20 protein-coding genes are annotated in these 21,195 nt (G+C 64.4%); 7 read left to right on the top strand and 13 right to left on the bottom strand.

Going from position 1 to position 21,195, the window contains the following annotated elements; translation table 11 throughout:
- Positions 1-7 precede the first annotated feature (7 nt).
- The 4 genes from K8M09_RS11785 to K8M09_RS11770 form a co-directional block, all read right to left on the bottom strand.
- Complete coding sequence (locus tag K8M09_RS11785) at positions 8-514, bottom strand: DUF1993 domain-containing protein (protein WP_160787558.1); 507 nt, start codon at positions 512-514, stop codon at positions 8-10.
- 281 nt (positions 515-795) lie between these two features.
- On the bottom strand, positions 796-1,572 hold the full coding sequence (locus K8M09_RS11780) for an outer membrane protein (protein WP_160786956.1): 777 nt from the start codon (positions 1,570-1,572) through the stop codon (positions 796-798).
- A gap of 268 nt (positions 1,573-1,840) precedes the next feature.
- Positions 1,841-2,440 carry an extensin-like domain-containing protein gene (locus K8M09_RS11775; RefSeq protein WP_229342350.1) on the bottom strand — a complete coding sequence of 200 codons (600 nt, stop codon included), beginning with the start codon at positions 2,438-2,440 and terminating at the stop codon, positions 1,841-1,843.
- Between the two features lie 200 nt (positions 2,441-2,640).
- On the bottom strand, positions 2,641-2,949 hold the full coding sequence (locus K8M09_RS11770; protein WP_170299526.1) for a hypothetical protein: 309 nt from the start codon (positions 2,947-2,949) through the stop codon (positions 2,641-2,643).
- A gap of 348 nt (positions 2,950-3,297) precedes the next feature.
- On the opposite strand from K8M09_RS11770, the gene K8M09_RS11765 reads away from it, so the two are divergent.
- From K8M09_RS11765 to K8M09_RS11755, 3 genes are all read left to right on the top strand, one after another.
- Entirely contained in the window at positions 3,298-5,559 is a 2,262-nt protein-coding gene (locus tag K8M09_RS11765; RefSeq protein ID WP_160786834.1) for a TonB-dependent hemoglobin/transferrin/lactoferrin family receptor, read from the top strand.
- A 258-nt stretch (positions 5,560-5,817) separates the two neighbouring features.
- Positions 5,818-8,007, top strand: a complete 2,190-nt coding sequence (locus K8M09_RS11760) for an anthranilate synthase (RefSeq protein ID WP_160786835.1) — start codon at positions 5,818-5,820, stop codon at positions 8,005-8,007.
- 289 nt (positions 8,008-8,296) lie between these two features.
- Positions 8,297-9,217 carry a cation diffusion facilitator family transporter gene (locus tag K8M09_RS11755; protein WP_160786836.1) on the top strand — a complete coding sequence of 307 codons (921 nt, stop codon included), beginning with the start codon at positions 8,297-8,299 and terminating at the stop codon, positions 9,215-9,217.
- A 64-nt stretch (positions 9,218-9,281) separates the two neighbouring features.
- On the opposite strand, the gene K8M09_RS11750 is transcribed toward K8M09_RS11755, so the two are convergent.
- Positions 9,282-9,860, bottom strand: coding sequence for a HupE/UreJ family protein (locus K8M09_RS11750; protein WP_160786837.1), 579 nt, complete (start codon positions 9,858-9,860; stop codon positions 9,282-9,284).
- Between the two features lie 261 nt (positions 9,861-10,121).
- Here K8M09_RS11750 and K8M09_RS11745 point away from each other — a divergent pair, with 261 nt between their 5' ends.
- The gene (locus K8M09_RS11745) at positions 10,122-10,700 is read left to right on the top strand and encodes an ATP-dependent Clp protease proteolytic subunit (protein ID WP_160786838.1); all 579 of its coding nucleotides are present in this window, start codon (positions 10,122-10,124) and stop codon (positions 10,698-10,700) included.
- Between the two features lie 388 nt (positions 10,701-11,088).
- Positions 11,089-12,795, top strand: a complete 1,707-nt coding sequence (leuA, locus tag K8M09_RS11740; protein ID WP_160786839.1) for a 2-isopropylmalate synthase — start codon at positions 11,089-11,091, stop codon at positions 12,793-12,795.
- Positions 12,796-12,867: 72 nt separating this feature from the next.
- On the opposite strand, the gene K8M09_RS11735 is transcribed toward leuA, so the two are convergent.
- The 4 genes from K8M09_RS11735 to K8M09_RS11720 all read right to left on the bottom strand — a co-directional run bounded on the left by K8M09_RS11735 (position 12,868) and on the right by K8M09_RS11720 (position 15,986).
- Complete coding sequence (locus tag K8M09_RS11735; protein WP_160786840.1) at positions 12,868-13,719, bottom strand: anti-sigma factor; 852 nt, start codon at positions 13,717-13,719, stop codon at positions 12,868-12,870.
- Between the two features lie 2 nt (positions 13,720-13,721).
- Positions 13,722-14,240, bottom strand: a complete 519-nt coding sequence (locus K8M09_RS11730; RefSeq protein WP_160786841.1) for an RNA polymerase sigma factor — start codon at positions 14,238-14,240, stop codon at positions 13,722-13,724.
- A 160-nt stretch (positions 14,241-14,400) separates the two neighbouring features.
- Positions 14,401-14,994 carry a hypothetical protein gene (locus K8M09_RS11725; RefSeq protein WP_160786842.1) on the bottom strand — a complete coding sequence of 198 codons (594 nt, stop codon included), beginning with the start codon at positions 14,992-14,994 and terminating at the stop codon, positions 14,401-14,403.
- 89 nt (positions 14,995-15,083) lie between these two features.
- Positions 15,084-15,986: a metallophosphoesterase family protein gene (locus tag K8M09_RS11720; RefSeq protein ID WP_160786843.1), complete on the bottom strand. Its 903-nt coding sequence runs from the start codon at positions 15,984-15,986 to the stop codon at positions 15,084-15,086.
- Between the two features lie 110 nt (positions 15,987-16,096).
- Between K8M09_RS11720 and K8M09_RS11715 the strand changes: the two genes are divergently transcribed.
- Positions 16,097-16,585 (top strand): NUDIX domain-containing protein, encoded by a 489-nt coding sequence (locus K8M09_RS11715; protein WP_160786844.1) that lies wholly within the window; start codon positions 16,097-16,099, stop codon positions 16,583-16,585.
- A gap of 16 nt (positions 16,586-16,601) precedes the next feature.
- Here K8M09_RS11715 and K8M09_RS11710 read toward each other — a convergent pair whose 3' ends face one another.
- Together K8M09_RS11710 and K8M09_RS11705 are read right to left on the bottom strand one after the other, a co-directional pair.
- Positions 16,602-17,588 carry a glutathione S-transferase family protein gene (locus K8M09_RS11710; protein WP_160786845.1) on the bottom strand — a complete coding sequence of 329 codons (987 nt, stop codon included), beginning with the start codon at positions 17,586-17,588 and terminating at the stop codon, positions 16,602-16,604.
- Between the two features lie 124 nt (positions 17,589-17,712).
- Positions 17,713-17,883 (bottom strand): hypothetical protein, encoded by a 171-nt coding sequence (locus K8M09_RS11705; protein ID WP_160786846.1) that lies wholly within the window; start codon positions 17,881-17,883, stop codon positions 17,713-17,715.
- On the opposite strand from K8M09_RS11705, the gene K8M09_RS11700 reads away from it, so the two are divergent.
- Positions 17,870-18,388, top strand: a complete 519-nt coding sequence (locus K8M09_RS11700; protein WP_229341834.1) for a GNAT family N-acetyltransferase — start codon at positions 17,870-17,872, stop codon at positions 18,386-18,388. The genes K8M09_RS11705 and K8M09_RS11700 overlap by 14 nt on opposite strands.
- A 19-nt stretch (positions 18,389-18,407) precedes the next feature.
- On the opposite strand, the gene K8M09_RS11695 is transcribed toward K8M09_RS11700, so the two are convergent.
- Entirely contained in the window at positions 18,408-18,944 is a 537-nt protein-coding gene (locus K8M09_RS11695) for a glyoxalase superfamily protein (RefSeq protein WP_160786847.1), read from the bottom strand.
- A gap of 177 nt (positions 18,945-19,121) precedes the next feature.
- Positions 19,122-21,194, bottom strand: a complete 2,073-nt coding sequence (locus K8M09_RS11690) for a hypothetical protein (protein WP_160786848.1) — start codon at positions 21,192-21,194, stop codon at positions 19,122-19,124.
- Position 21,195 lies beyond the last annotated feature (1 nt).

Raw genomic sequence — 21,195 nt, 5'->3', positions numbered from 1 at the left:
CTTTGCGTCAGGTTCGGCCGAGATAATCGAGCTTGCCGACGGGAACGCCGTTATGGCGCAGGATCGCATAGGCGGTCGTGAGGTGGAAATAGAAGTTCGGCAGCACGAAGCTAAGGAGATACGCCTTGCCCGAGGAACTCATCTCGCCGCCGCGCGTCTTCAGAACCACGGTGCGTTCCTCCGCGCCGGCGAAGGCCGCTTCCGGCACGGAGGCGAGATAGGCCGTCGTCTTTTCGATGCGCGCCCTGAGATCGGCAAGGCTCGTCTCGTCGTCTGCAAAGCTCGGCGCTTCCGTGCCCGTGAGGCGGGCGGCGGCGCCTTTGGCGGTGTCGCTCATGCGCTGGATCTGGCCGGCAAGCGAAAGCATGTCGGGTGCGAGACGCGCATTCACCAGGATTTCCGGCTTGATCTTCTTTTCCTCGGCAAAGGCCTCGGCCTTGTCGAGCAGCTTGGACAGCACGGCAAAGCCGCTCTGGAAGGCGGGGACGGAGAGTTCGTAAGGGGTGATCGACATGGTGGAGCCTTTTAAAGAGAGCGATGCCCGGCATGATAGCAGGGCAAATGCGGCTTGCTCCAGGCAGAATACCATGTGGGCGGGCTGCTTCGTTTCAGCAGTCGTTCGAACCGGATGATAGCGGGCTGGGGGGGCATTCCCCCCCCCCCCCCCCCCCCCCCGCCAGCAATGGCCGGTTTATCCTAGGCAGGAGGCAGGTTCGAGGTTTGCCCGGTTTGGGCAGGGCGGAAGCGAACCCCGGCTGAACCGGGGTTCGCAGTTGTGATGTGGCGACCGGCCGATCAGAACTTGTAGTTCAGGCCGATGCGGATCGTATGGAAGGACACATCGTTCTTGAGCGTGGCGTTTGCGCCGAAGAGGTCCGCATTGATGAGCGTGGTCTTGCCGAGGTCGGTGTAGAGATACTCGCTCTTGATCGTCCAGTTGTTGGTTACAGCATACTCAGCGCCTGCGCCAACGGTCCAGCCGGCCTTTGTATTGGATTTGCTCACATCGATGTTACCGATAGGCCCGCCGCCAGTTACGTTGGCGTTGAGGTAGCTCTCGACCTTGCCGTATGCCAAGCCGGCGGTGCCGTAAACCAGAAGGCGATCAACGGGCGAGACGCCGGCGCGTGCGCGCACGGTACCGAACCACTTGACCTTCGTGCCTGCTTCACCGTCGATGCTACCAGCGCCAAATGGGGGAACGGTGTTGACGCTGAGAGAGTCTTCGGCCTTCACGGCCGAACCTTGGAAGTCGGCTTCGGCACCGAATACGAAATCGCCATTCTGCCAGTTATAGCCGGCCTGTACGCCGCCGAGGAAGCCGCCAGCGCTGATGTCAACGGAACCATCGACAACCGTTCCGACAGGTGCCGGCGCCGTGATGGCAAACGGATGATCGAAGGTGCCGAACCCGCCGCCGACGTTCACGCCGACATAGGCGCCGGACCAGTCGAAGTTCGAAGCCACCCGCTCTTCAAACGTTGCGGGGGCGGGTTCCGTAAGGTCGGCCGCGTATGCTGCGCCCGACGAAATGAGGAGTACGGCGGTCGTCCTGACCAAAAGACGCTTCATCATCGAAGTCCCTCCAGAATTGCGTATCGTCATGTAACACTGAGCCGGGTAACGAGTCTGTAACTATTCCGCAACGCTCTCGGTTCGAGTGATTCGCTATATCCGCGGCAGGGCGGTGGATGGCGCGGGGCGTTTCACCTGCCCGGGCAGCGTGGCTGGCTTCGGAAAACGCGGTCAGGGGCGGTGCCGGGAGACGCCCGATTTCAACTCAGGCCGCCCGCAATGCATACGGCGCGGGCTGTCCTTTTTGTGCCGAACACGCACAGTCTCACCAGCAATATCGATAGCCGCCGCGTCGTGCCTTCACGTCGAGATGCAGGTGGTTCTGGTGGGCGGCGTCGCTGCCGGGGTCGAGGACCGTCGTGAAATAGAGGCAGGCGGCTTCGGTGATGGCGCGCTGGAAGGCGCCCTCCAGCGTAGCGTCCCTGTCGGCGGGGCGGATGGCGAGCGTCTTGCCGCTTTTCAGCGTGAAGCCGGCTATGTCGATGGCGTTGCCGAAGGCGTGCTCGGAAATCTTGCCCTCCGGCGCGCCGTTGCGATTGCGGCAGACATAGGCCGAGGCCTGGGAGAGGCCGGTGATCGCCTCCTTCGGCATGGCGACCGCAATGGCCGGCTTGACCGAGCCTTCCACCCAGCGGGCAAGCTGTAGCGCCGCCTCGCAGCGCACGGTCGCGTCCGGCTCGACCTCGATGCCGCCGGCAAGGGCCTTGAGCGTTACCGGTCGTTCGATGCCGCAGGCCCTGCCGTCCTCGACGGCCGGGGCCTCCGCGAAGACCGCACCCGCCTCCTTGAGAGCTGTCCGACAGGCTGCTTGCTCCCCCGCATCTTCTTGCGGGCGCGGCTCGACCTTGTCTTCGGGGGCTTCGATGGCCCTGGATTCAGGTCGCGCTGCGGGCAGCGGGCCGTCCTTCGGCAGTTCGGCGGCGCCGGTGAGCAGGAGGACAGCGGCGAGAAGGGGCAGGTGGCGGATCGTGGCGATGGGGTGTCTCCCGGCTGAGATACTGGCGGGGAAACGTCGGACGGGGGATTTGGTTGCAGGGGTGTGGCTGAAGCGCGGTTGCCGGCGTGCTAGATTCCGGCGCCGTTCGCGATTTCCATCGCCGGCGGGTCCCGCGCGATGCCGTCGACGACGATTGCGCGCACGCGGCGGATGATATGGATATTGTCGCCCGCATCGTTGCTCTCGATGAGGTCGAGGAAGAAGGCCGCCATGGTGCGCTCCTCGTCTGCGTTGCGCGGCACATGCCGGCAGATCGCCTGGAAGGCGGCGGCCATGTTGCCGTCCAGCGCCTTGAACTCCGGCGTTTCGTAATGCTCGATCACGTCCGCCAGCTTCTGCTGCAACTCGCGGAACCTGTCCACCATGCGGGAAACCATGGGATTGCCTTGCTGCCTGTGTTTCGATCAAGCCATTAGCATATGCTTACGGATTGGGAAAATACCCGCGACGGTGAAAATTCGCGATTCCGGCGGCCCGTTCTGCGGATGGTCTGAAAGAGCCGGGGCGCCTTCTCTTGAAAATCGTCATTTATGTGACAGGGCCGTTCTTCCTTGATAGTGGATTGAGAAAGTCATCTTTTTTATGTTGACAAGTTTAATCATGTTTCATAGCGATGGGGCGGGCTTCAGGCCCGACCATGTTTTCGCCATATTTCCGCATGGCTGAGAGCCGGCGCATCCCCTGCGTCTGGCCGCTGTCGTGCGCGCTGACCCAAGAGGATAGACATGCAGGCCCGGCGTTACCGCACCGCACTTCTGGCTTGCACGGCGCTCGCCGTGCTTTCGCTTTCCACCGATGCCCTTGCGCAGGATGCGGCAAACGCCGCCGGTGCTTCGACCGGTCAGAGCACCAACCTGCAGGCGGTTGTGGTGAAGGGCAGGCGGGTTCTGCCCGTCGGTTCGGTCGCTGACACGCCGCTTGCCACGCAGACCACTGCAACGGAAATCTCAAGGCGTCAGATCTCCAGCATCACGGACCTCGGCAATACGACCGAGCCGGGTGTCGGGACAGGGTTCGATGGCTCCGGCGTCAACATTCGCGGCCTGGATGCGGATCGCGTTCTGACCAGCATCGACGGTGTTCCGCTTCCCTATCTGACCAATGGCGCGCGTCAGCCGGGTCCCTCGACGACGCTCGGCTCCTCGACGCGCGGCGATGGCGGTGTCGATACCTATGATTTCTCGTCGATTTCTACCGTGGACGTCATGCGTGGCGCCGATTCCAGCCGCGCCGGCTCGGGCGCACTTGGCGGTGCGCTGGTACTGCGGACGCTTGAGGCGGATGATCTCATCGCCGACGGCAAGGACTTCGGCGGTCTCGTCAAGAGCACGTATGACAGCGCCGATCGGTCCATTGGCGCATGGGTGGCTCTCGCAAAGCGTTTCCAGGATACCTCGGTCCTGTTCCAGGGCGGATACGTGCGCGGTCATGAGCGGCGCAACATGGGCACGGTGGACACGATCGGCGCCACGCGCACCGAGTCGAATCCGGCCGATTTCGATCAGCAGAACTTCATGTTCAAGGTGCGCCACGACGTCGGTGGCGGTCACACGATCGGTCTCACGGCGGAACGTTTCCACAAGGATACGACGACCGACCTCAAGACCGACGAAGGGGGCATCACGCCGCGTAATTACTCCGACCTGGACGGCGACAAGGAGCGTGAGCGCAATCGTGTTTCGGTCGACTACCGTTATGACGCTCCCGACCTGTCCGGGCCGATCGACCGCGCAGATGCGACGCTCTACTGGCAACAGGTCGTCAGCGACAACTCTGTCTACGGCACGCGTACCGGTGGGTTGGCAGGTCCTTGGTATCGTGGAAACGAGATGGAGGAAAACGGCTTCGGCATCGTCGGTTCGCTTGGTAACCAGTTCGATTGGGGTTCCACCGTGCATGATGTTACCGTGGGCGGGAACCTGTCCTACTCCAAGTACAGCCAGTATTCGGCTGGGCGTGACGTCTGCGATACGATGGTGCCTCCGTCCATGTCGTGCAGCTTCCATCATACGAATCAGGCCGACATGCCGGATGTCGACGCCTATCGCGTCGGTCTCTTCATCGACGACAAGATTTCCTTCGCCGACACAGGCTTCAGCCTGACGCCGGGTCTGCGCTTCGACTGGTATGATTATAGCCCGAAGGAGACGGCCGCGTACCAGGCCAACAGCGGTTACAAGGGCCTTCCGGCGGGCCAGAGCGACTTCCAGTTCTCGCCGAAGCTGCGGGCGGCATATGAAGTCAGCCCCGAGGTGGAGCTGTTCGCGCAGTGGTCCATGGCCTTCAAGGCGCCTAACCCCAGCGAACTCTACATGAACTACGCGACGCCTCCCATGTACCGCGTGATCGGCAATCCGGACCTCAAGCCTGAAACGGCAAATGGTTTCGAGGTCGGTGCGAACCTCGGCGATTCTGAATTCGGTGGTCGCATCACCGGCTTCTACAACCGCTACAAGGACTTCATCAACGATGAGATCGACTACAGCGATCCGGCGTTCCCCTGGGGCACGACCCGTTATGTGAACCTCGACAGCGTGCGCATCTTCGGTTTCGAAGGGCGCGTACACAAGTCCCTCGCCAATGGCTTCAACGTCCACGCGTCCTTCGCCTATGCCAACGCCGAGGATCGCGAAACGGGCAAGAAGCTGGCAAGCGTCGCGCCGTTCAAGGGCATCATCGGCGGTGGCTACTCGACCGAGACCTGGGGTGTCGACACCAGCCTGATCGCCGTTGCCGCGGTCAGCGAGAAGTCCGATGCCACCTTCCAGCCACGCGGCTACGGCATCGTGAACCTGACCGGCTGGTGGGAGCCGGAACAGTTCGAAGGGCTTCGTGTGACGGCTGGCGTCTACAATCTCTTCGACAAGGAATATTACGACGCTGTGAAGTGGCGCGATATCGACCTGACGACCTCGACCGCCCAGCCCAAGGCCTACTATTCGGAGCCGGGCCGTACCTTCAAGGTTTCGATTTCGCGCAAGTTCTAAGCGCATGACAGACGGGACGGCGCCTTCGGGCGCCGTTTCTTTTTACGGGCGGCGAGGAAGGGCTTGCGCGCCGAGGCTGCTGCCGCTAACAATTCCGCCCATGATGAACGCACGTATCCTTTCTGGCTGGTGGTGGGCTCGCTGAGGCGGCCTTGACCAGTCATGCGTGATTGAGACGACAAGCCGCCCGGAAAATTCGAGGCGGCTTTTTTGTGTTCGGCCGCCTTGCGAAGACCGGGCCTGAAACGGAGTTGGGGAATGGCCACGAAAATTCTGGAAGACGGCGGCGAAGCCTATGAGACGCGCGGCGGGGTGACCGTCACGCGCCGCCGCCGCGCGGCAAATTATGCCGATGCGATCTCCACCTATGTCGACAAGCTCGACGAGCGGCGCGGCGCGGTCTTCTCCTCGAACTACGAATATCCGGGCCGCTACACGCGCTGGGACACGGCGGTCGTCGATCCGCCGCTCGGTATCTCCTCCTTCGGCCGGGCCGTCTGGATCGAGGCCTATAATGCGCGCGGCGAGGTGCTGCTGTCGCTGATCGCCGACCGTCTGGCGCAGGTTTCGGAACTGGCGCTGGGTGCGCGCACGGCAAGCCGGCTCGACCTCGAGGTGAAGATGCCCGACCGGGTGTTCACCGAGGAAGAACGCTCCAAGATGCCGACGGTCTTCACGGTGCTGCGCGCCGTCACGGACCTTTTCCATTCGGCGGAGGATGCCAGCCTCGGCCTTTACGGCGCCTTCGGCTACGACCTCGCCTTCCAGTTCGACGCCATCGACCTCAAGCTGAAGCGGCCGGACGACCAGCGCGACATGGTGCTCTTCCTGCCGGACGAGATTCTCGTCGTCGACCATTACGCCGCCAAGGCCTGGATCGACCGCTACGATTTCGCCAAGGACGGGCTTTCGACGGAAGGCAAGGGCGAGGCGATTGCCGCCGAGCCGTTCCAGACCGTCGATGTCATTCCGCCGCATGGCGACCACCGGCCCGGCGAATATGCCGAACTCGTCGTCAAGGCGAAGGAGAGCTTCAAGCGGGGCGATCTCTTCGAGGTCGTGCCGGGCCAGAAGTTCTTAGAGCGCTGCGAGAGCAAGCCGTCGGAAATCTCCCGCCGCCTCAAGGCGATCAACCCGTCGCCCTATTCCTTCTTCATCAACCTCGGCAACCAGGAATACCTCGTCGGCGCTTCGCCGGAAATGTTCGTGCGCGTGTCGGGCCGGCGCATCGAGACCTGCCCGATCTCCGGCACGATCAAGCGCGGTGACGATCCGATTGCCGACTCGGAACAGATCCTCAAGCTCTTGAACTCCAAGAAGGACGAATCCGAACTGACCATGTGCTCGGACGTCGACCGTAACGACAAGAGCCGTGTCTGCGAGCCGGGTTCCGTCAAGGTCATCGGCCGCCGGCAGATCGAGATGTATTCGCGCCTCATCCACACGGTCGACCATATCGAGGGACGCCTGCGCGACGACATGGACGCCTTCGACGGCTTCCTCTCGCATGCCTGGGCCGTGACCGTCACGGGTGCGCCGAAACTCTGGGCGATGCGCTTCATCGAGGCGCATGAGAAGAGCCCGCGTGCGTGGTATGGTGGGGCGATCGGCATGGTCGGCTTCAACGGCGACATGAATACCGGCCTGACGCTGCGCACCATCCGCATCAAGGACGGTATCGCGGAAGTGCGCGCTGGCGCGACGCTGCTCTACGATTCCAGCCCGGAAGAAGAAGAAGCCGAAACCGAACTGAAGGCCTCCGCCATGATTGCAGCCATCCGCGATGCCAAGTCCGGCAATTCCGCCAAGGTCCAGCGCGATGTCGCGGCTGTCGGGGCAGGGGTGAAGATCCTGCTCGTCGACCATGAGGACAGCTTCGTCCACACGCTCGCCAACTATTTCCGCCAGACCGGCGCGAGCGTGACGACCGTGCGCACGCCCGTCCCGGAAGAGGTGTTCGACCGTATCAAGCCGGACCTCGTCGTGCTGTCGCCCGGCCCTGGCAATCCGAAGGACTTCGACTGCAAGGCGACGATCCGCAAGGCGCGGGAACGCAACCTGCCGATCTTCGGCGTCTGCCTCGGGCTTCAGGCCCTTGCGGAAGCCTATGGCGGCGAATTGCGCCAGCTTGCCGTTCCCATGCACGGCAAGCCCTCGCGCATCCGCGTGCTGGAGCCGGGTATTGTCTTCTCCGGTCTCGGCAAGGAGGTGACGGTCGGCCGCTATCACTCGATCTTCGCCGATCCGGCGACGCTGCCGCGCGATTTCATCATCACGGCGGAGAGCGAGGACGGCACGATCATGGGCATCGAGCATGCCAGCGAGCCGGTGGCGGCAGTGCAGTTCCACCCGGAATCGATCATGACGCTCGGCCAGGACGCCGGCATGCGCATGATCGAGAATGTGGTGGCGCATCTGTCGAAGAAGGGGAGGGTGAAGGCGGCGTAGTCTTGCGGGGCTGCCCCTCATCCCCCTGCCGGGACCTTCTCCCCGCAGGCGGGGAGAAGGGGCAGAACGGCGCGCCCATCGTTCCTCGCCCCGTTTACGGGAAGAGGATGCCGGCAGGCAGGTGAGGGGCTTTTATTCCTTCGCCGGTTGGCCGCTTTGGCTTTGACAACGCAGCCGCTCTGGTCCATAGCGAAACCCAAGAAAAAACCGCGTGCACGTCCCCGTGCGCGCGGTTTTGCGTTGATGGGCCAGGCTTTTGCAACTCGTTTGCATGCGCATGGAGAGTGGTATGAAGAATTCGGACAAGGTCAGGCGGCTCGCTCTCTGGGGCATTCCGCTGTCGCTCGGCGTGATGGGGCTGAAGCTCGTTGCTTGGTGGGTGACGGGGTCGGTGGCGCTGCTGTCGGACGGGCTGGAATCGAGCGTCAACGTGGTGGCGGCCATCGTCGCTTTCGTGGCGGTCAGCTATGCGGCAAAACCCGCCGACAAGACCCACCCCTTCGGCCATCACAAGGCGGAATATCTCTCGGCGGTGCTCGAGGGCGTGCTGATCGTGGTGGCGGCGCTGCTGATCGTTCTGGCGGCCCTGCCGGCCGTGCTCGCGCCCGAGCCGATGAATGCGCCGGTCCTCGGCCTTGCCATCAATTTCGCGGCGGGCGTGATCAATGCGGTCTGGGCCTATGTGCTCATCCGCGCCGGCCGGCGCTATCGCTCGCCGGCGCTGGCGGCGGACGGGCAGCATATCCTGTCGGACGTCGTCACCTCGGTCGGCGTGCTCGTCGGCCTCGTGCTGGCGATTGCCACCGGCTTTCCGGTGCTCGATCCGCTGCTTGCGGTGCTCGTCGCGCTCAACATTCTCTATCAGGGCTGGAAGGTCATCGCCCATTCCGTCGACGGGCTGATGGACCATGCGGTGGAGCCGGACGAGGCGGAGGCGATCAAGGCGGCCATCGCGGCGAATGGCGCCGGCTCGCTCGGCGTGCATGACCTCAAGACCCGCAGGGCCGGGGCGGCGACCTTCGTCGATTTCCACCTCGTCGTGCCGGCGGCGATGTCCGTGGGCGAGGCGCATGAAATCTGCGACCGGCTGGAGGACGCCATCGGCGCCGCGCAGCCGGGCGTGCATGTCGCCATCCATGTCGAGCCGGAAACGGAAAAGGCGCATGGCGAGCGCGTGCGTGTCGCGCCGCCCGTCGAGGCCGCGCCATAAAGGAAAAGCGGCGATGCATGCGCACCGCCGCTTTTTTCAAGCCATGATCCCTGGAAGTCGGCCGTCAGCCGAAGGCGAGGACCAGCCCTGCAAGCGCCGTCAGGCCGCCGATGATGCGGGCGGCCAGAGCGCCGCCGGAAAGGCGGGCGATACCGAGGCCAAGCCCGATGCCGGCAATATGCAGGAGGGCCGTCGCGACCACGAAGCCGACGCCGAACTGGAAGGCGCCCGCCGAGCCGAGTTCGCCGCCATGGGCATGGCCGTGGAACAGGGCGAAGACCGCGACGATGGCGGCGGACATGACCGTGTCGAGTTTGACGGCCATGGCGACCAGCAGGCCGAGCGCGACGACCGAGGCGAGGATGGCCGGCTCGACGAAGGGCAGGCCGATGCCGGCAAGCGCAAGGCCGAAGCCGATGGCCATCGTGGTGACGAAGGCGAGCGGCACGCCCCACAGCGCCTTGCCGCCGATCTGCGCGGCCCACAGACCCACCGCCACCATGACGAGGATATGGTCGAGACCGAAGAGCGGGTGCGACAGGCCGGCCATGAAGGAGCCGTGCTCTTGCGGATTGAGATGGGCGAAGGCGGGTGCGGCGGTGGCCGCAAATGCGGTGAATGCGAGTATGATGCGCTTGATCATGGTGTCCCCTTTTCCGCTGCCTTTGGTTGGTCGGTGATGCAGTTTTTCAGTAATCTGCATACTCTAGTCGGCAAGGGGCAATCCGTCCATTGTAAAATCCATGGTTGTTTTGCGGAATGACAAGCGGCGGGCGTTTACCCTGTTTTCCCGCGGCGGCGACAAACCCTATCGCGCGTTATCGCTTTGTTGCATTGTCTTGGCCGGTGAGTCGCATTATCTGAACGGCGACAGGACTATTGACGAGCAATCCGGAGACTTTGGATGAGCGACGAAGACGACAAGAAGACGGAAGTGCCCCTGGGCAAGGAAACGGAGGCGAACCTTTTCAAGTCGCGTTCGATCTTCATCTACGGGCCGATCAACCAGGAACTGGCGCAGAAGGTCTGCTCGCAGCTCGTGGCGCTCGCCGCGTCCAGCGACGAGGACATCCGCATCTACGTCAACTCGCCGGGCGGTCATGTGGAATCGGGCGATTCCATCCATGACATGATCAAGTTCATCAAGCCGAAGGTCTGGATGATCGGCACGGGCTGGGTCGCCTCCGCCGGCGCGCTGATTTATGTCGCCGCGCCCAAGGAGCGGCGCATCTGCCTGCCGAACACCCGCTTCCTGCTGCACCAACCGTCGGGCGGCACCCGCGGCATGGCCTCGGACATCGAGATCCAGGCGCGTGAGATCATCAAGATGAACGAGCGCCTGAACAAGATCTTCGCCGACGCCACCGGTCAGCCGATCGAGAAGATCGCCAAGGACACGGACCGCGACTACTGGCTCTCCGCAGAAGAAGCCAAGGGCTACGGCCTCGTCTCGCGCATCGTGACCTCGCAGGCCGATATCTGAGGCTTTTCTGCCACTTGAATTGAGGAAGCCCTCCCATCGCGGAGGGCTTTTTCGTTCAGGTGGGTTGCGCGGCGGCCTTCCCGCCGCTATAAGCCGCCTCATGTTGAAGACCGGCGCACAGATCATCGAACGAGTTTCCCGCGGCAGCGTTGCTGTTCGCGAGCGTTCGCGCGGCTTCTCCTCGCTTCTTCTTCTCGGCCTTACGCGCGGTTGCCGGGTTCGCTGAGGAGCGCCCGGCGGCCGAAAAGCCCTGCCGGCAATAGCTCCTCGCTTCACCCCATGCATTAATTCCGGTTCTGGCCGCCCATGGCCAGCATTCGCCGTCGCCAAGCGCCAATCCTTGCGCTAAGACCTTCCGCGAATGCCGGGACGACGAAGAGAAGACGCGATGATTCTGAAGACCCACACCCCCAAGCAGGGCATGTCCGAGGCGGCGGTCAAGTACCAGCCTTACCCCACGATCAACATTCCGGACCGCACCTGGCCGGGCAAGACGATCGACAAGGCGCCGATCTGGTGCTCGGTTGACCTGCGCGACGGCAACCAGTCGCTGATCAACCCGATGGGCCATGATCGCAAGGCCCGCATGTTCCAACTGCTGCTCGACATGGGCTTCAAGGAAATCGAGATCGGCTTCCCCTCGGCCTCGCAGACCGACTTCGACTTCGCCCGCTGGTGCGTCGAGGAAGGCAATGTGCCGGACGACGTCTCGTTGCAGGTGCTGGTGCAGTGCCGCCCCGAGCTGATCACGCGCACCTTCGAGGCGCTGGAGGGCGCGCATCAGCCGATCATCCATTTCTACAATTCGACCAGTGAGTTGCAGCGCCGCGTGGTGTTCGCCAAGGACGTCGCCGGCATCAAGCAGATCGCGACCGACGCGGCCAAGATGATCACCGACATGGCGGCCAAGGCCGGCGGCGGCTACCGCTTCGAATATTCGCCGGAAAGCTTCACCGGCACCGAGCTGGAAGTGGCGCTGGAAATCTGCAACGCGGTCGTCGAGATCGTGAAGCCGACGGCCGACAACAAGCTGATCCTGAACCTGCCGTCCACCGTCGAGATGGCGACGCCGAACATCTATGCCGACCAGATCGAATGGATGTGCCGCAACATCGACAACCGCGAGAACGTGCTCATCTCGCTGCATCCGCACAACGACCGCGGCACCGGCATCGCCGCGACGGAACTCGGCCTGATGGCCGGCGCGGACCGCGTGGAAGGCACGCTGTTCGGCAATGGCGAGCGCACGGGCAATGTCGACGTCGTCACGCTGGCGCTGAACATGTATACGCAGGGCGTCGATCCCAAGCTCGACTGCTCGGATATCGAGCGCATCAAGGCCGTCTACGAGTATTCCAACGAGATGGTCATTCCCGAGCGTCACCCTTACGTCGGCGAACTGGTCTACACGGCCTTCTCCGGCTCGCACCAGGACGCCATCAACAAGGGCATGAAGGCCATCAAGAAGGCCAACAAGCCGCTGTGGGAAGTGCCCTATCTGCCGATCGACCCGCAGGACGTCGGCCGTTCCTACGAGGCGATCATCCGCATTAACTCGCAGTCCGGCAAGGGCGGCATCGCCTATATCCTGCAGGAAGACTACGGCATCAACCTGCCGCGCAACCTGCAGGTGGAGTTCCGCGACGAAATCCAGCGTATCACGGATGAGGAAGGCGTCGAGCTGCCGGCCAAGCGCATCCACGAGAGCTTCATCGCGCGCTATGTCACGCAGCCGGGCACGCGCCTGCGCTTCGTCGATCATCACACCTATCCCGACGCCGGCAACAAGGGCACGCGCATCGTCGCGGCCGAGATCACCGACGGCGGCGAGGTCAAGCGCATCGAAGGCAAAGGCACCGGCCCGATCGACGGCTTCATCAATGCGCTGTCGATCTATCTCGATGTTCCGATGTCGGTCGTGGATTATTCCGAGCACTCGTTGCAGCAGGGTTCGAACGCGGCGGCCATCGCCTATGTCGAGGTCCAGCATCCGGGCGGCAAGCTGTTCGGCGTCGGCATCAACACGAATATCGTGACCGCCTCGCTCGAAGCCATCGTCTCGGCGGCCAACCATGTGATCGCCCTGCGCGGCTGATCGCATAACGATCTAAAAGAAAGCACCCGGCAGCGTCGCTGCCGGGTGCTTTTTCTTTGGGATGGAATGGGGTCAGATGCTGGTGGAAACCGCTTGGGCGATGCGCTCGAGATTGGGGTCGGAGGAGGGGCCGACCACGACGAAGGAGGCGTTGCCGCGCTGCCAGGAGATGAGACCGAGGTCGTCGCGGATGCTTTCCGTCAGCTCCGTCTTGCCATCCACCGGCTCGCTCTTGAGGAAACAGATCGCGAAGACCTCGTTCTCGGCGTCGCGGTAGAGCAATTGCGCCGTCGGCCGGCCGCCGGCCACCAGCAGGCGCGCGCCCTCGAAGGTGAGGTTCTGGGCGGAAAGGTCCGGCACGGTGAAGCCGACGCCGGTGCTGGCCGTGAGCCAGTCGACGATATGGGCCTTGTCGTCGGCCGCCACTTCCGCGAGGTGGCGCGTCTGGTGCGCATAGATGCGGTGGTAGTCGGCGATATCGTCCAGCCATGTGCGCACGGGCGCGAACGACGCGGAGGCGACCTGGGAGGTCTGCTTCTGCTCGGAGATGAGATAGCCGGCGGCGCCGCCGGCAAGGAAGATCACCAGCGAGGCGGCGAGCGCCTGCGGCCAGAAGGCGCTGCGGCGCGGGGCGGGCACGGCCGAGACCGGAATGGCGGCAATGCCGAGCTTCGGCGTCTCGTCCTCGTCCTTGCCGGCTTCCTTGATGTTGCGCACCAGATCGAGCGGGATCGGGTCCTGCAGCATCCTGTCGAAGGCGCGCGCGCCGAACTCGCTGCCGAGCTTGAGCTTCTCGTAGGTCGCGCGCGCGGCGTCGTCGGCGGCCAGGAGAGCGTTGATTTCTTCCACTTCCGCTTCCGGTAGCTGGCCGTCCAGATAGGCCGACAGGCGTACTTCGAGCGGGAGACCCTGCGTGCTTTCCACGATCAGGCCCTCCTTTCCGTCTGTTCGGAGATCATGGCCGCGAGCCTGATGCGGGCCGCCGAGAGCCGGCTCATCACGGTGCCGATCGGTATCCCGAGGATATCCGCCGCTTCCCGATAGCTATGGCCTTCGACATTCACCAGCAGGAAGACGCTCGAAAGGCCTTCCGGCATGGTCATGATCAACTTGTGCAACTGCTTGGCGTAGACCGCCTTGTCGGCCGACGCCTCGATATGCAGGCTATCCTGCTCGGCAACATCTACCGTACCCGACCCTGTGCGGACCTTTCGCTTGCGGATTTCGTCCACCCAGAGATTGCGCGTCATCGCATAAACCCAGCTTTCCAGCCGGCCTTCCCCGTTCCACAGATGGCTTCGCGTGATAGCCCTTTCGCAGGCCTCCTGCACGAGGTCGTCCGCATCGCTGCCGTTGCGCGTCAGCGTCATGGCGAAACGCCGCAACTTCGGCAGCAAATTGACCAATTCTCGCCGGAACTCTTTCGATTCTGCCGTCGGACGCATTGCTTTTCCAAGGGAACGTTCGGGATCAAAACTCTATTCGCTCCCGGCCGGGCAGCGACCGCCTGATATGAAACATTCTTCCTTGGGTCTGCAAGCGTGAACGGCGACCGGAACGCAGTTTCCCCGCGTTCCGCAACGTTTGTCCCCGACGGGGATCGGATCAGTAGCGGGTGCGCTCGCCGCCCAGCGACTGAAGCAGGGCGCGATAGGCCCAGGTGTTCTCGCCGCCGCGGTCGCGGATTTCGACGAGCTGCACGCGCGCGCCCTCGATATCGCCCTGCTCGATCAGGGCCTGGCCCATATAGGAGCGGGCGAGAATGTAGTTCTCGTCCTTCTGCAGCGCCCGCCTGTAGTAGGTCATGCCCAGCTCGATGTTGCCGAGCTTGCGGGTGTTGTAGCCGAGATAGTTGAGGATGCGCGGGTCCTCCTGGTTCGAGGCGGCGCGCAGCGCCCGCAGCGCGTTCCCGTACTGGCCGGCATAGGCGAATTCGCGCGCGGCGGCGTAGAGCCTGTCGTCGATCTCGCGCTCGGACTTCTTCTGTTCCTCCGGCTTCTTGTGCTTGGCCGGCTTCATGTCCTCCGGTGCGATGCATTCCTTCTTCTCGGCGCTCCAGATCTTGCCGCCGGTGCAGGTCGTGGTGGTTTCGGTCGCGACGGGCGGCTGGGTCGTGTCGCTGTCGGCGGCGCGCGCGGTGGAAAGCGCCGTCAGCGAGACGGCGGCGCAGAACGATAGCAGCATGGTATGGCGGAGCATGGTCAGGTTCCTCCTCGATCGGGCCGTCTGCCGGGCGCAGGCCGCTTCAGGAGGAGGGAACGGATGGGGGCGGGAATTTATTCGCGGGCTTAGAGGCGTGTGGTCTCGGCGAGCGTCAGCGCAAGGCCGTCATCGGTCAGCGCATAGCGCTCGCGCTCGATGGTCCAGTTGCCCGGCGCGCCGGAGATGGAGAAGAGATTGTAGCCCGCCGGCGGCTTGTGGCCGCCCGGTCCCTGCGAGGCCGAAGCGATGCCGACCACCGGCACCGGCTTCGTCTGGCCGGGCAGCCAGTTGACCGTGTTGAGATGGGTATGGCCGTGCAGCACCAGTTCCGCCCCGCCCGTCGAGATGGTGGCGGCGAAGCGGCGGATGCCGATCATGCGCTTGTGGAAGGAGGTCGCGCCGCGGATCGGCGGATGATGGATGAGCACGACGCGGAAGAGGCCGGCTTCGCCCGCCGCGCGCAGCATGTTCACCGCCTCGCGCGCCTGCTGGCTGCCGAAATAGCCCGACGCGGAAAAGGGCGGGGTCGCCACGGCCGTCGAGCAGCCGATGATCGCCACCTGTCCGCGCACGCGCAGATAGGGAAAGACGTGCCTGTCTTCCTGCCACTCGTCCGGGCCGGCGTCGCCGCGCATGTAGGGATACCAGGCGCGTGTCGATTTCTCGTAGGCGCCGCGTACATAGGCGTCGTGATTGCCCGGCACGACGGAGACGTTTTCCGGCGTGCCGGCTTCCGGCAGCCAGCGCTTCACCGCGGCGATCTCCAGCGAGGAGGCGAGGTTTACGAGGTCGCCGGTGATGGCCAGATGATCGGGGTTCTGCCGCTCGATATCGTCCAGCACGATGTCCAGCGTGTTGGTGAAGAGGTGCCGGCGACGGTTGCGGTGCCAGTTCACGAAGCCGGTGATGCGCTTGGAGAATAGTTCCAGGAAGGTGAGGGCCGGCAGCGGCCCGAGATGGACGTCCGATATATGGGCAAGTCTGAACATACCCCTCCTTAGAGCATAAGGCTGCCAAGGGAAACGCAAGGCGTGGATATTCCTTGCCATTTGCGGCGGTGCGTCTTGATTTGGCCGGCTGCTTCCGGCCAAGTGCCGCGATGGATGACAACGCCCCGCCGGCCAGAGGCCCGTTCGTGAACCTCGTGAAGCGCGTAATTCACGCCTACTTCGCGCTGTCGCGCGGCATGACGATGGGCGTGCGCGCGGCCTGTTTCGACGAGGCCGGCCGCGTCTTCCTCGTGCGCCACAGCTACGTGCCCGGCTGGCACCTGCCGGGCGGCGGCATCGAGCGGGGGGAGACGGCGCTGGAGGCGCTGGCCAAGGAAATGCGGGAGGAGGGCAACCTTGCCATCGGCGCGCCGCCGCGGCTCCTCCATGTCTATTTCAACCGGCAGACCAGCAAGCGCGACCATGTGCTGCTCTATCGCTGCGATGGCGTGGCGCAGACCGCGCCGCGCCTCAAGGACCGCGAGATCGTCGAGGCCGGCTTCTTCGCGCTCGACGCCCTGCCGGCCGCAACTACGGCGGCGACCCACCGGCGGCTGGAGGAGATGGCCGGCCGGTCGCCCTTCGCGGATTACTGGTAGGTCAAGTTACTGGTCGTCAGGCCGCCTTCAGTCCGTCGCGGCCATGCGGGGAGGCAAGGTCCATTTCAGGGCCGACCGGCACCACGCCCGTCGGGTTGATCGTGACGTGGCTGCGGTAATAGTGCTCCTTGATGTGGCGCATGTTCACCGTGTCGGCGACGCCGGGCACCTGATAGAGATCGCGCAGGTAGCCGTAGAGGTTCGGATAGTCGGCGATGCGGCGGATGTTGCACTTGAAATGGCCGACATAGACCGGATCGAAGCGCACCAGCGTCGTGAAGAGACGCCAGTCGGCCTCGGTGATGCGCCCGCCGGTGAGGTAGCGCTGTTTCGAAAGCCGCTCTTCCAGGCTGTCCAGCATGGCGAAGAGTTTCGTCACATTGCCCTCATAGGCCTCCTGCGTCGTCGCGAAGCCGGCCTTGTAGACGCCATTGTTGATGGTGTCGTAGATGCTGTCGTTCAGCGCGTCGATTTCGGCGCGCAGCGGCTCCGGATAGAAGTCGTCGCGCGAGCCGGTGAGGCGGTCGAAGGCCGAGTTGAACATGCGGATGATTTCCGCCGATTCGTTCGAGACCATGCGGTTCTCTTTCTTGTCCCAGAGCACCGGCACCGTCACACGGCCGGAATAGTGCGGATCGGCCTTGAGATAGACTTCATAGAGCGCGGTTGCGCCGAACAGCGGGTCGAGCGTGCCGCCATTCTCCCCCTTGAACTCCCAGCCCTTCGACAGCATCAGCGGATCGACCACGGAGACAGTGATCAGGTCCTCCAGCTTCTTCAGCTTGCGGAAGATCAGCGTGCGGTGCGCCCAGGGACAGGCGAGCGAGACATAGAGATGGTAGCGGCCGGCCTCCGCCGCAAAGCCGCCTTCGCCGGTCGGGCCGGGCGCGCCATCCGGTGTGATCCAGTTGCGGAACTGCGAAACGGAGCGCTGGAAATGGCCCTTCGTCGCCTTCGTATCGTACCAGACGTCATGCCAGACGCCGTCAACGAGCATGCCCATGATTGTCTCCTTCGCCGCCCATCGCGGCCTGAACGTGCGTTCATAGATAGCGCATGGGGCAGGGCTGGATAGGCGCTTTTTAGTGAACGGTGCGTTTTGCTCTTTGACAGAGTGAAAATTTCTGCTATCCGCGCAGACCAGCACCGGCGCTCCAGCCGGCGAGGAAGACGACAGGCATGTTCACCACGGGAACCCCACGACGACGCTGATGCTCACGCTGCGCCCCCTTCGGCGGCGGCGCGATCACCTGCATCTCCAGCTTCGTATCCGGTCCCTGATCCATGAACATGCTCAAGCACGATATCGTCTACCTGACGGAAGATACCTCCCACGACGCCGCCATCGAACTGATCAACGAGGAAGCCTTCGGCCCTGGTCGGCATGTGCGCGCCGCCGCGCGCATCCGCGAGCAGGGGCCGCACGACCTTTCGCTCTCCTTCGTCTGCACGGATGACGGCGAGACCATCGCCTCGGTGCGCATGACGCCCGTTCTGGCCGGTGGCGTGAAGGCGCATCTGCTCGGCCCGCTCGCCGTTCGCCCCTCGCACAAGAACCGGGGCATCGGCCGGGAGCTGCTGCGCATCGCCTGCGCGGCCGCCAGGCGGAAAGGCTCGGAGGCCGTCGTGCTCGTCGGCGATCCGCCCTATTACGGCCCGCTCGGTTTCGAGAAGGTGGCGTGGAATGCTCTGACCTTCCCCGGCCCGGTCGATCCGGCGCGCGTGCTCGTCATGCCTTTCGCGGAAGATACGCATGCGCGGCTGAAGGGCGTCATCGCCTGGCGGGATGACGAGGGGCGTTGAACCCCTCGCCGGAAGGCGCTCAGTCCTTCAGTTCCATGAAGCGGATGCGGTTCTGGAAGGGGTCGATCACCGTCACCTCCAGCCGCGTGCCCTCGTCCTCGAGGCCCGGTCTCATATAGGGGTAGTCCTTGCCGATCAGCTCCTTCTGGAAGGCGCTGATACCTTTCATATAGACGACCATGTTGCCGCCGGGCGTGGCATCGCCCGCATGTTCGGAAAGGTGCAGCCGCAGCCCGCCGCGCGAGACCTGCGTGTAGAGCGGGAACCGCTCGCCGTAGCGGTGCTCCCAGTCGACGGAGAAGCCGAGGAAGCCGAGATAGAATTCATGTGCCTTCGCCACGTCGAAGATGCGCACGATGGGCACGGCCTGCTCGAAGGCGATGCCGCCTGCCGGCGGTTTCGCCTCGATCTTCGAAGAGAGGATGTTCCAGGTCTCCACGCCGAACTGGCGGGCGACGATTTCGAGGGCTTCGCTGTGGTTGATCTCGATATTGCGGGCGGCCAGCGTTTCCCGCATGGCTTTCGCCATGGCCTTGGCATCGCGAAAATCGCGCATGTCCGTTCCTTTCGTTCCGGCGAAATTCCCGTCAGTGCCCGCATTGCCGACGCCTTCGCCCAACGATGAACGGTGGAGAAAGGGTATTGAGGAGGCGTTCGCCATGCCTTCAGGAAAGGCGCGGGTCTGCCGGCCGCCTCCGGCCGTGCGGTCAGATTAGCCGAAACCGGGGTAAGGTCAACGCCCTTCGCGATACCACATGGCCGAGAAGGCGAGCAGCAGCAGGCCGACGCCGGCAAAGCCGGCAAAGAGCGGCAGCGAGTTGATGCCCCTCAGCACCGTCTCGTCCGTCATGCGCAGCGACAGGCGGTTCTCGTCGACCGTGCGGATCTGGCCGGAGACCGGCAGCAGCGGCGGCAGGGAGACGGCCTCGCCGCTCTCGGCGACGAGCCGGCGGACGGTGCCCTTCGTGGCCTCGGCCAACGGCTTCAGCGTTTGCGTCGTCGAGATCGTCGCCTTGAATTCCGGCGCATCCACCGCGCCGACATGGACGAGGGCGCTGAGATTGTCGTTGGTGATCTCGTAGAGGCCGGTTTCCCGCGTGGCGATCTCGGCGCGGAAGAGGCCGGGTTCGGCCTCCTTGAGCGCGACCCGCTGCGTGGCGCCGGACGGCAGCTTGAGGACCGCCTCGCCCGGCGCGTCGCCGATGGTCTGGCGGTTGATTTGCAGCGTGCGGCCGAAGGTGCGCGCGGTCAGCGCCTCTTCCTCCAGCGCCGGTTCCTGCATCAGCCAGTGGGCGGTGCGCCGGTAGAGCGAGACATGCGGGCCGCCGCCCTCGAAGCCGCGCGCCCACAGCCAGCCCTGGTCGGAGAGCAGCATCGCGACGCGGCCCTTGCCGGCGCGGTTCAGCACCAAGAGTGGCTTGCCGTCATTGGCCTCCATGACGACATTGCCCTCGGGGCGCTCCACATCGACGGTGCGGAACCAGCGGCCCCAATGGGGCGGCTCGTCCTTCGCGCCCTCGAGGCCGCGCGTGACGGGGTGCTTCCTGCCTTGCTCCGACAGGCGCGGATAGAAGGGGGCCTCGTTCATCGCGCCGGTGGGCGTTGCCGGCAGCACGGCGGCAAGCGGCGTGCCGGCGATGGAATCGTTGCCGGCATGCTCGGGACCGGCCGCGATCAGCAGCGCGCCGCCATTCTCCACATATTGCGCGATGTTGTCGTAGTAGAGGATCGGCAGCACGCCGCGATGCTGGTAGCGGTCGAAGATGATGAGGTCGAATTCGTTGATCTTGTCGACGAACAGCTCGCGCGTCGGGAAGGCGATCAGCGACAGCTCGTTGATCGGCGTGCCGTCCTGCTTTTCCGGCGGGCGCAGGATGGTGAAATGCACGAGGTCGATGGCCGTGTCCGACTTCAGGAGGTTGCGCCAGGCGCGCTCGCCGGCATGCGGCTCGCCCGAGACCAGCAGCACGCGCAGGTTCTCGCGGATGCCCTCGATGACATGGACGGCGCGGTTGTTGGCGGTGGTGATCTCGCCTTCGACCGGATCGACCGAGAATTCGAGGATATTGTTGCCGCCGCGCGGCACGGTGAAGCCGAGCGGTTGCTCGGTGCCGGGCTGGGCGATTTCCGAGGCGATCTCGTTGCCGTTGAGGCGAACGGTCACGCGGGCCGGCGTGTCCGGCCCCTTGCCGTCGTCCACCACGCGGAACTTCAGCTCCTGCTCCTCGCCGACGATGCCGAAGCGCGGCGCGCTGACCACCTCGATGCGGCGGTCGAACTCGTCCGGCCGGCCGGTGACGAGCGCATGGACCGGGGCGTCGAAGCTGGAGAAGGCCGAGGTTTCCGGAATGTCGTGCACCTGACCGTCGGTGATCAGGATCGCGCCGCCGACGCGCGAGCGCGGCACATCGGCGATGGCGGCGGTGAGGGCGTCGAAGAGGCGGGTGGAGGGCGTGTCCGACGTGCCGTCGTCGCCGGCCTCCACGATGCGCGGCTCGATGCGCGGATAGTGAGCGAAGCGCTCCTTGAGGCCGGCCAGCGCCGCGTCGGTCTGGGCGGTGCGCTCTTCGCTGCCCTGGCTCTGGCTGCGGTCGACGATGACGGGAACGACCGTCGACAGCGCCTCGCGGTCCTCCTGCAGGAAGACCGGGTTGGCGAGCGCCAGCACCAGCAGCAGAAGGGCGAGCGCGCGCAGGAAAGCGCCGTGCAGCCCCCGCCACAGGCCGAGCGCGGCGAGAGCAAGGCCGGCAATGCCGATGAGGGCGACGGCGATCCAGGGCAGGAAGGGGGAGAACTGAAGCGTCATG

The sequence above is a fragment of the Shinella zoogloeoides genome, assembly GCF_020883495.1.
Classification (GTDB): domain Bacteria; phylum Pseudomonadota; class Alphaproteobacteria; order Rhizobiales; family Rhizobiaceae; genus Shinella; species Shinella zoogloeoides.
This window is presented reverse-complemented; position numbering and strand designations above follow the sequence as displayed.

Bases quoted from the DNA above. Each gene is read 5' to 3' on its own strand.
- K8M09_RS11690 (WP_160786848.1), bottom strand. From the start codon at position 21,194: ATGACGCTTCAGTTCTCCCCCTTCCTGCCCTGGATCGCCGTCGCCCTC.
- K8M09_RS11780 (WP_160786956.1), bottom strand. From the start codon at position 1,572: ATGAAGCGTCTTTTGGTCAGGACGACCGCCGTACTCCTCATTTCGTCG.
- K8M09_RS11710 (WP_160786845.1), bottom strand. From the start codon at position 17,588: ATGGGCATGCTCGTTGACGGCGTCTGGCATGACGTCTGGTACGATACG.
- K8M09_RS11765 (WP_160786834.1), top strand. From the start codon at position 3,298: ATGCAGGCCCGGCGTTACCGCACCGCACTTCTGGCTTGCACGGCGCTC.
- K8M09_RS11700 (WP_229341834.1), top strand. From the start codon at position 17,870: ATGAACATGCTCAAGCACGATATCGTCTACCTGACGGAAGATACCTCC.
- K8M09_RS11755 (WP_160786836.1), top strand. From the start codon at position 8,297: ATGAAGAATTCGGACAAGGTCAGGCGGCTCGCTCTCTGGGGCATTCCG.
- K8M09_RS11750 (WP_160786837.1), bottom strand. From the start codon at position 9,860: ATGATCAAGCGCATCATACTCGCATTCACCGCATTTGCGGCCACCGCC.
- K8M09_RS11720 (WP_160786843.1), bottom strand. From the start codon at position 15,986: ATGTTCAGACTTGCCCATATATCGGACGTCCATCTCGGGCCGCTGCCG.
- K8M09_RS11785 (WP_160787558.1), bottom strand. From the start codon at position 514: ATGTCGATCACCCCTTACGAACTCTCCGTCCCCGCCTTCCAGAGCGGC.
- K8M09_RS11730 (WP_160786841.1), bottom strand. From the start codon at position 14,240: ATGCGTCCGACGGCAGAATCGAAAGAGTTCCGGCGAGAATTGGTCAAT.
- K8M09_RS11760 (WP_160786835.1), top strand. From the start codon at position 5,818: ATGGCCACGAAAATTCTGGAAGACGGCGGCGAAGCCTATGAGACGCGC.
- leuA (WP_160786839.1), top strand. From the start codon at position 11,089: ATGATTCTGAAGACCCACACCCCCAAGCAGGGCATGTCCGAGGCGGCG.
- K8M09_RS11770 (WP_170299526.1), bottom strand. From the start codon at position 2,949: ATGGTTTCCCGCATGGTGGACAGGTTCCGCGAGTTGCAGCAGAAGCTG.
- K8M09_RS11745 (WP_160786838.1), top strand. From the start codon at position 10,122: ATGAGCGACGAAGACGACAAGAAGACGGAAGTGCCCCTGGGCAAGGAA.
- K8M09_RS11725 (WP_160786842.1), bottom strand. From the start codon at position 14,994: ATGCTCCGCCATACCATGCTGCTATCGTTCTGCGCCGCCGTCTCGCTG.
- K8M09_RS11695 (WP_160786847.1), bottom strand. From the start codon at position 18,944: ATGCGCGATTTTCGCGATGCCAAGGCCATGGCGAAAGCCATGCGGGAA.
- K8M09_RS11715 (WP_160786844.1), top strand. From the start codon at position 16,097: ATGGATGACAACGCCCCGCCGGCCAGAGGCCCGTTCGTGAACCTCGTG.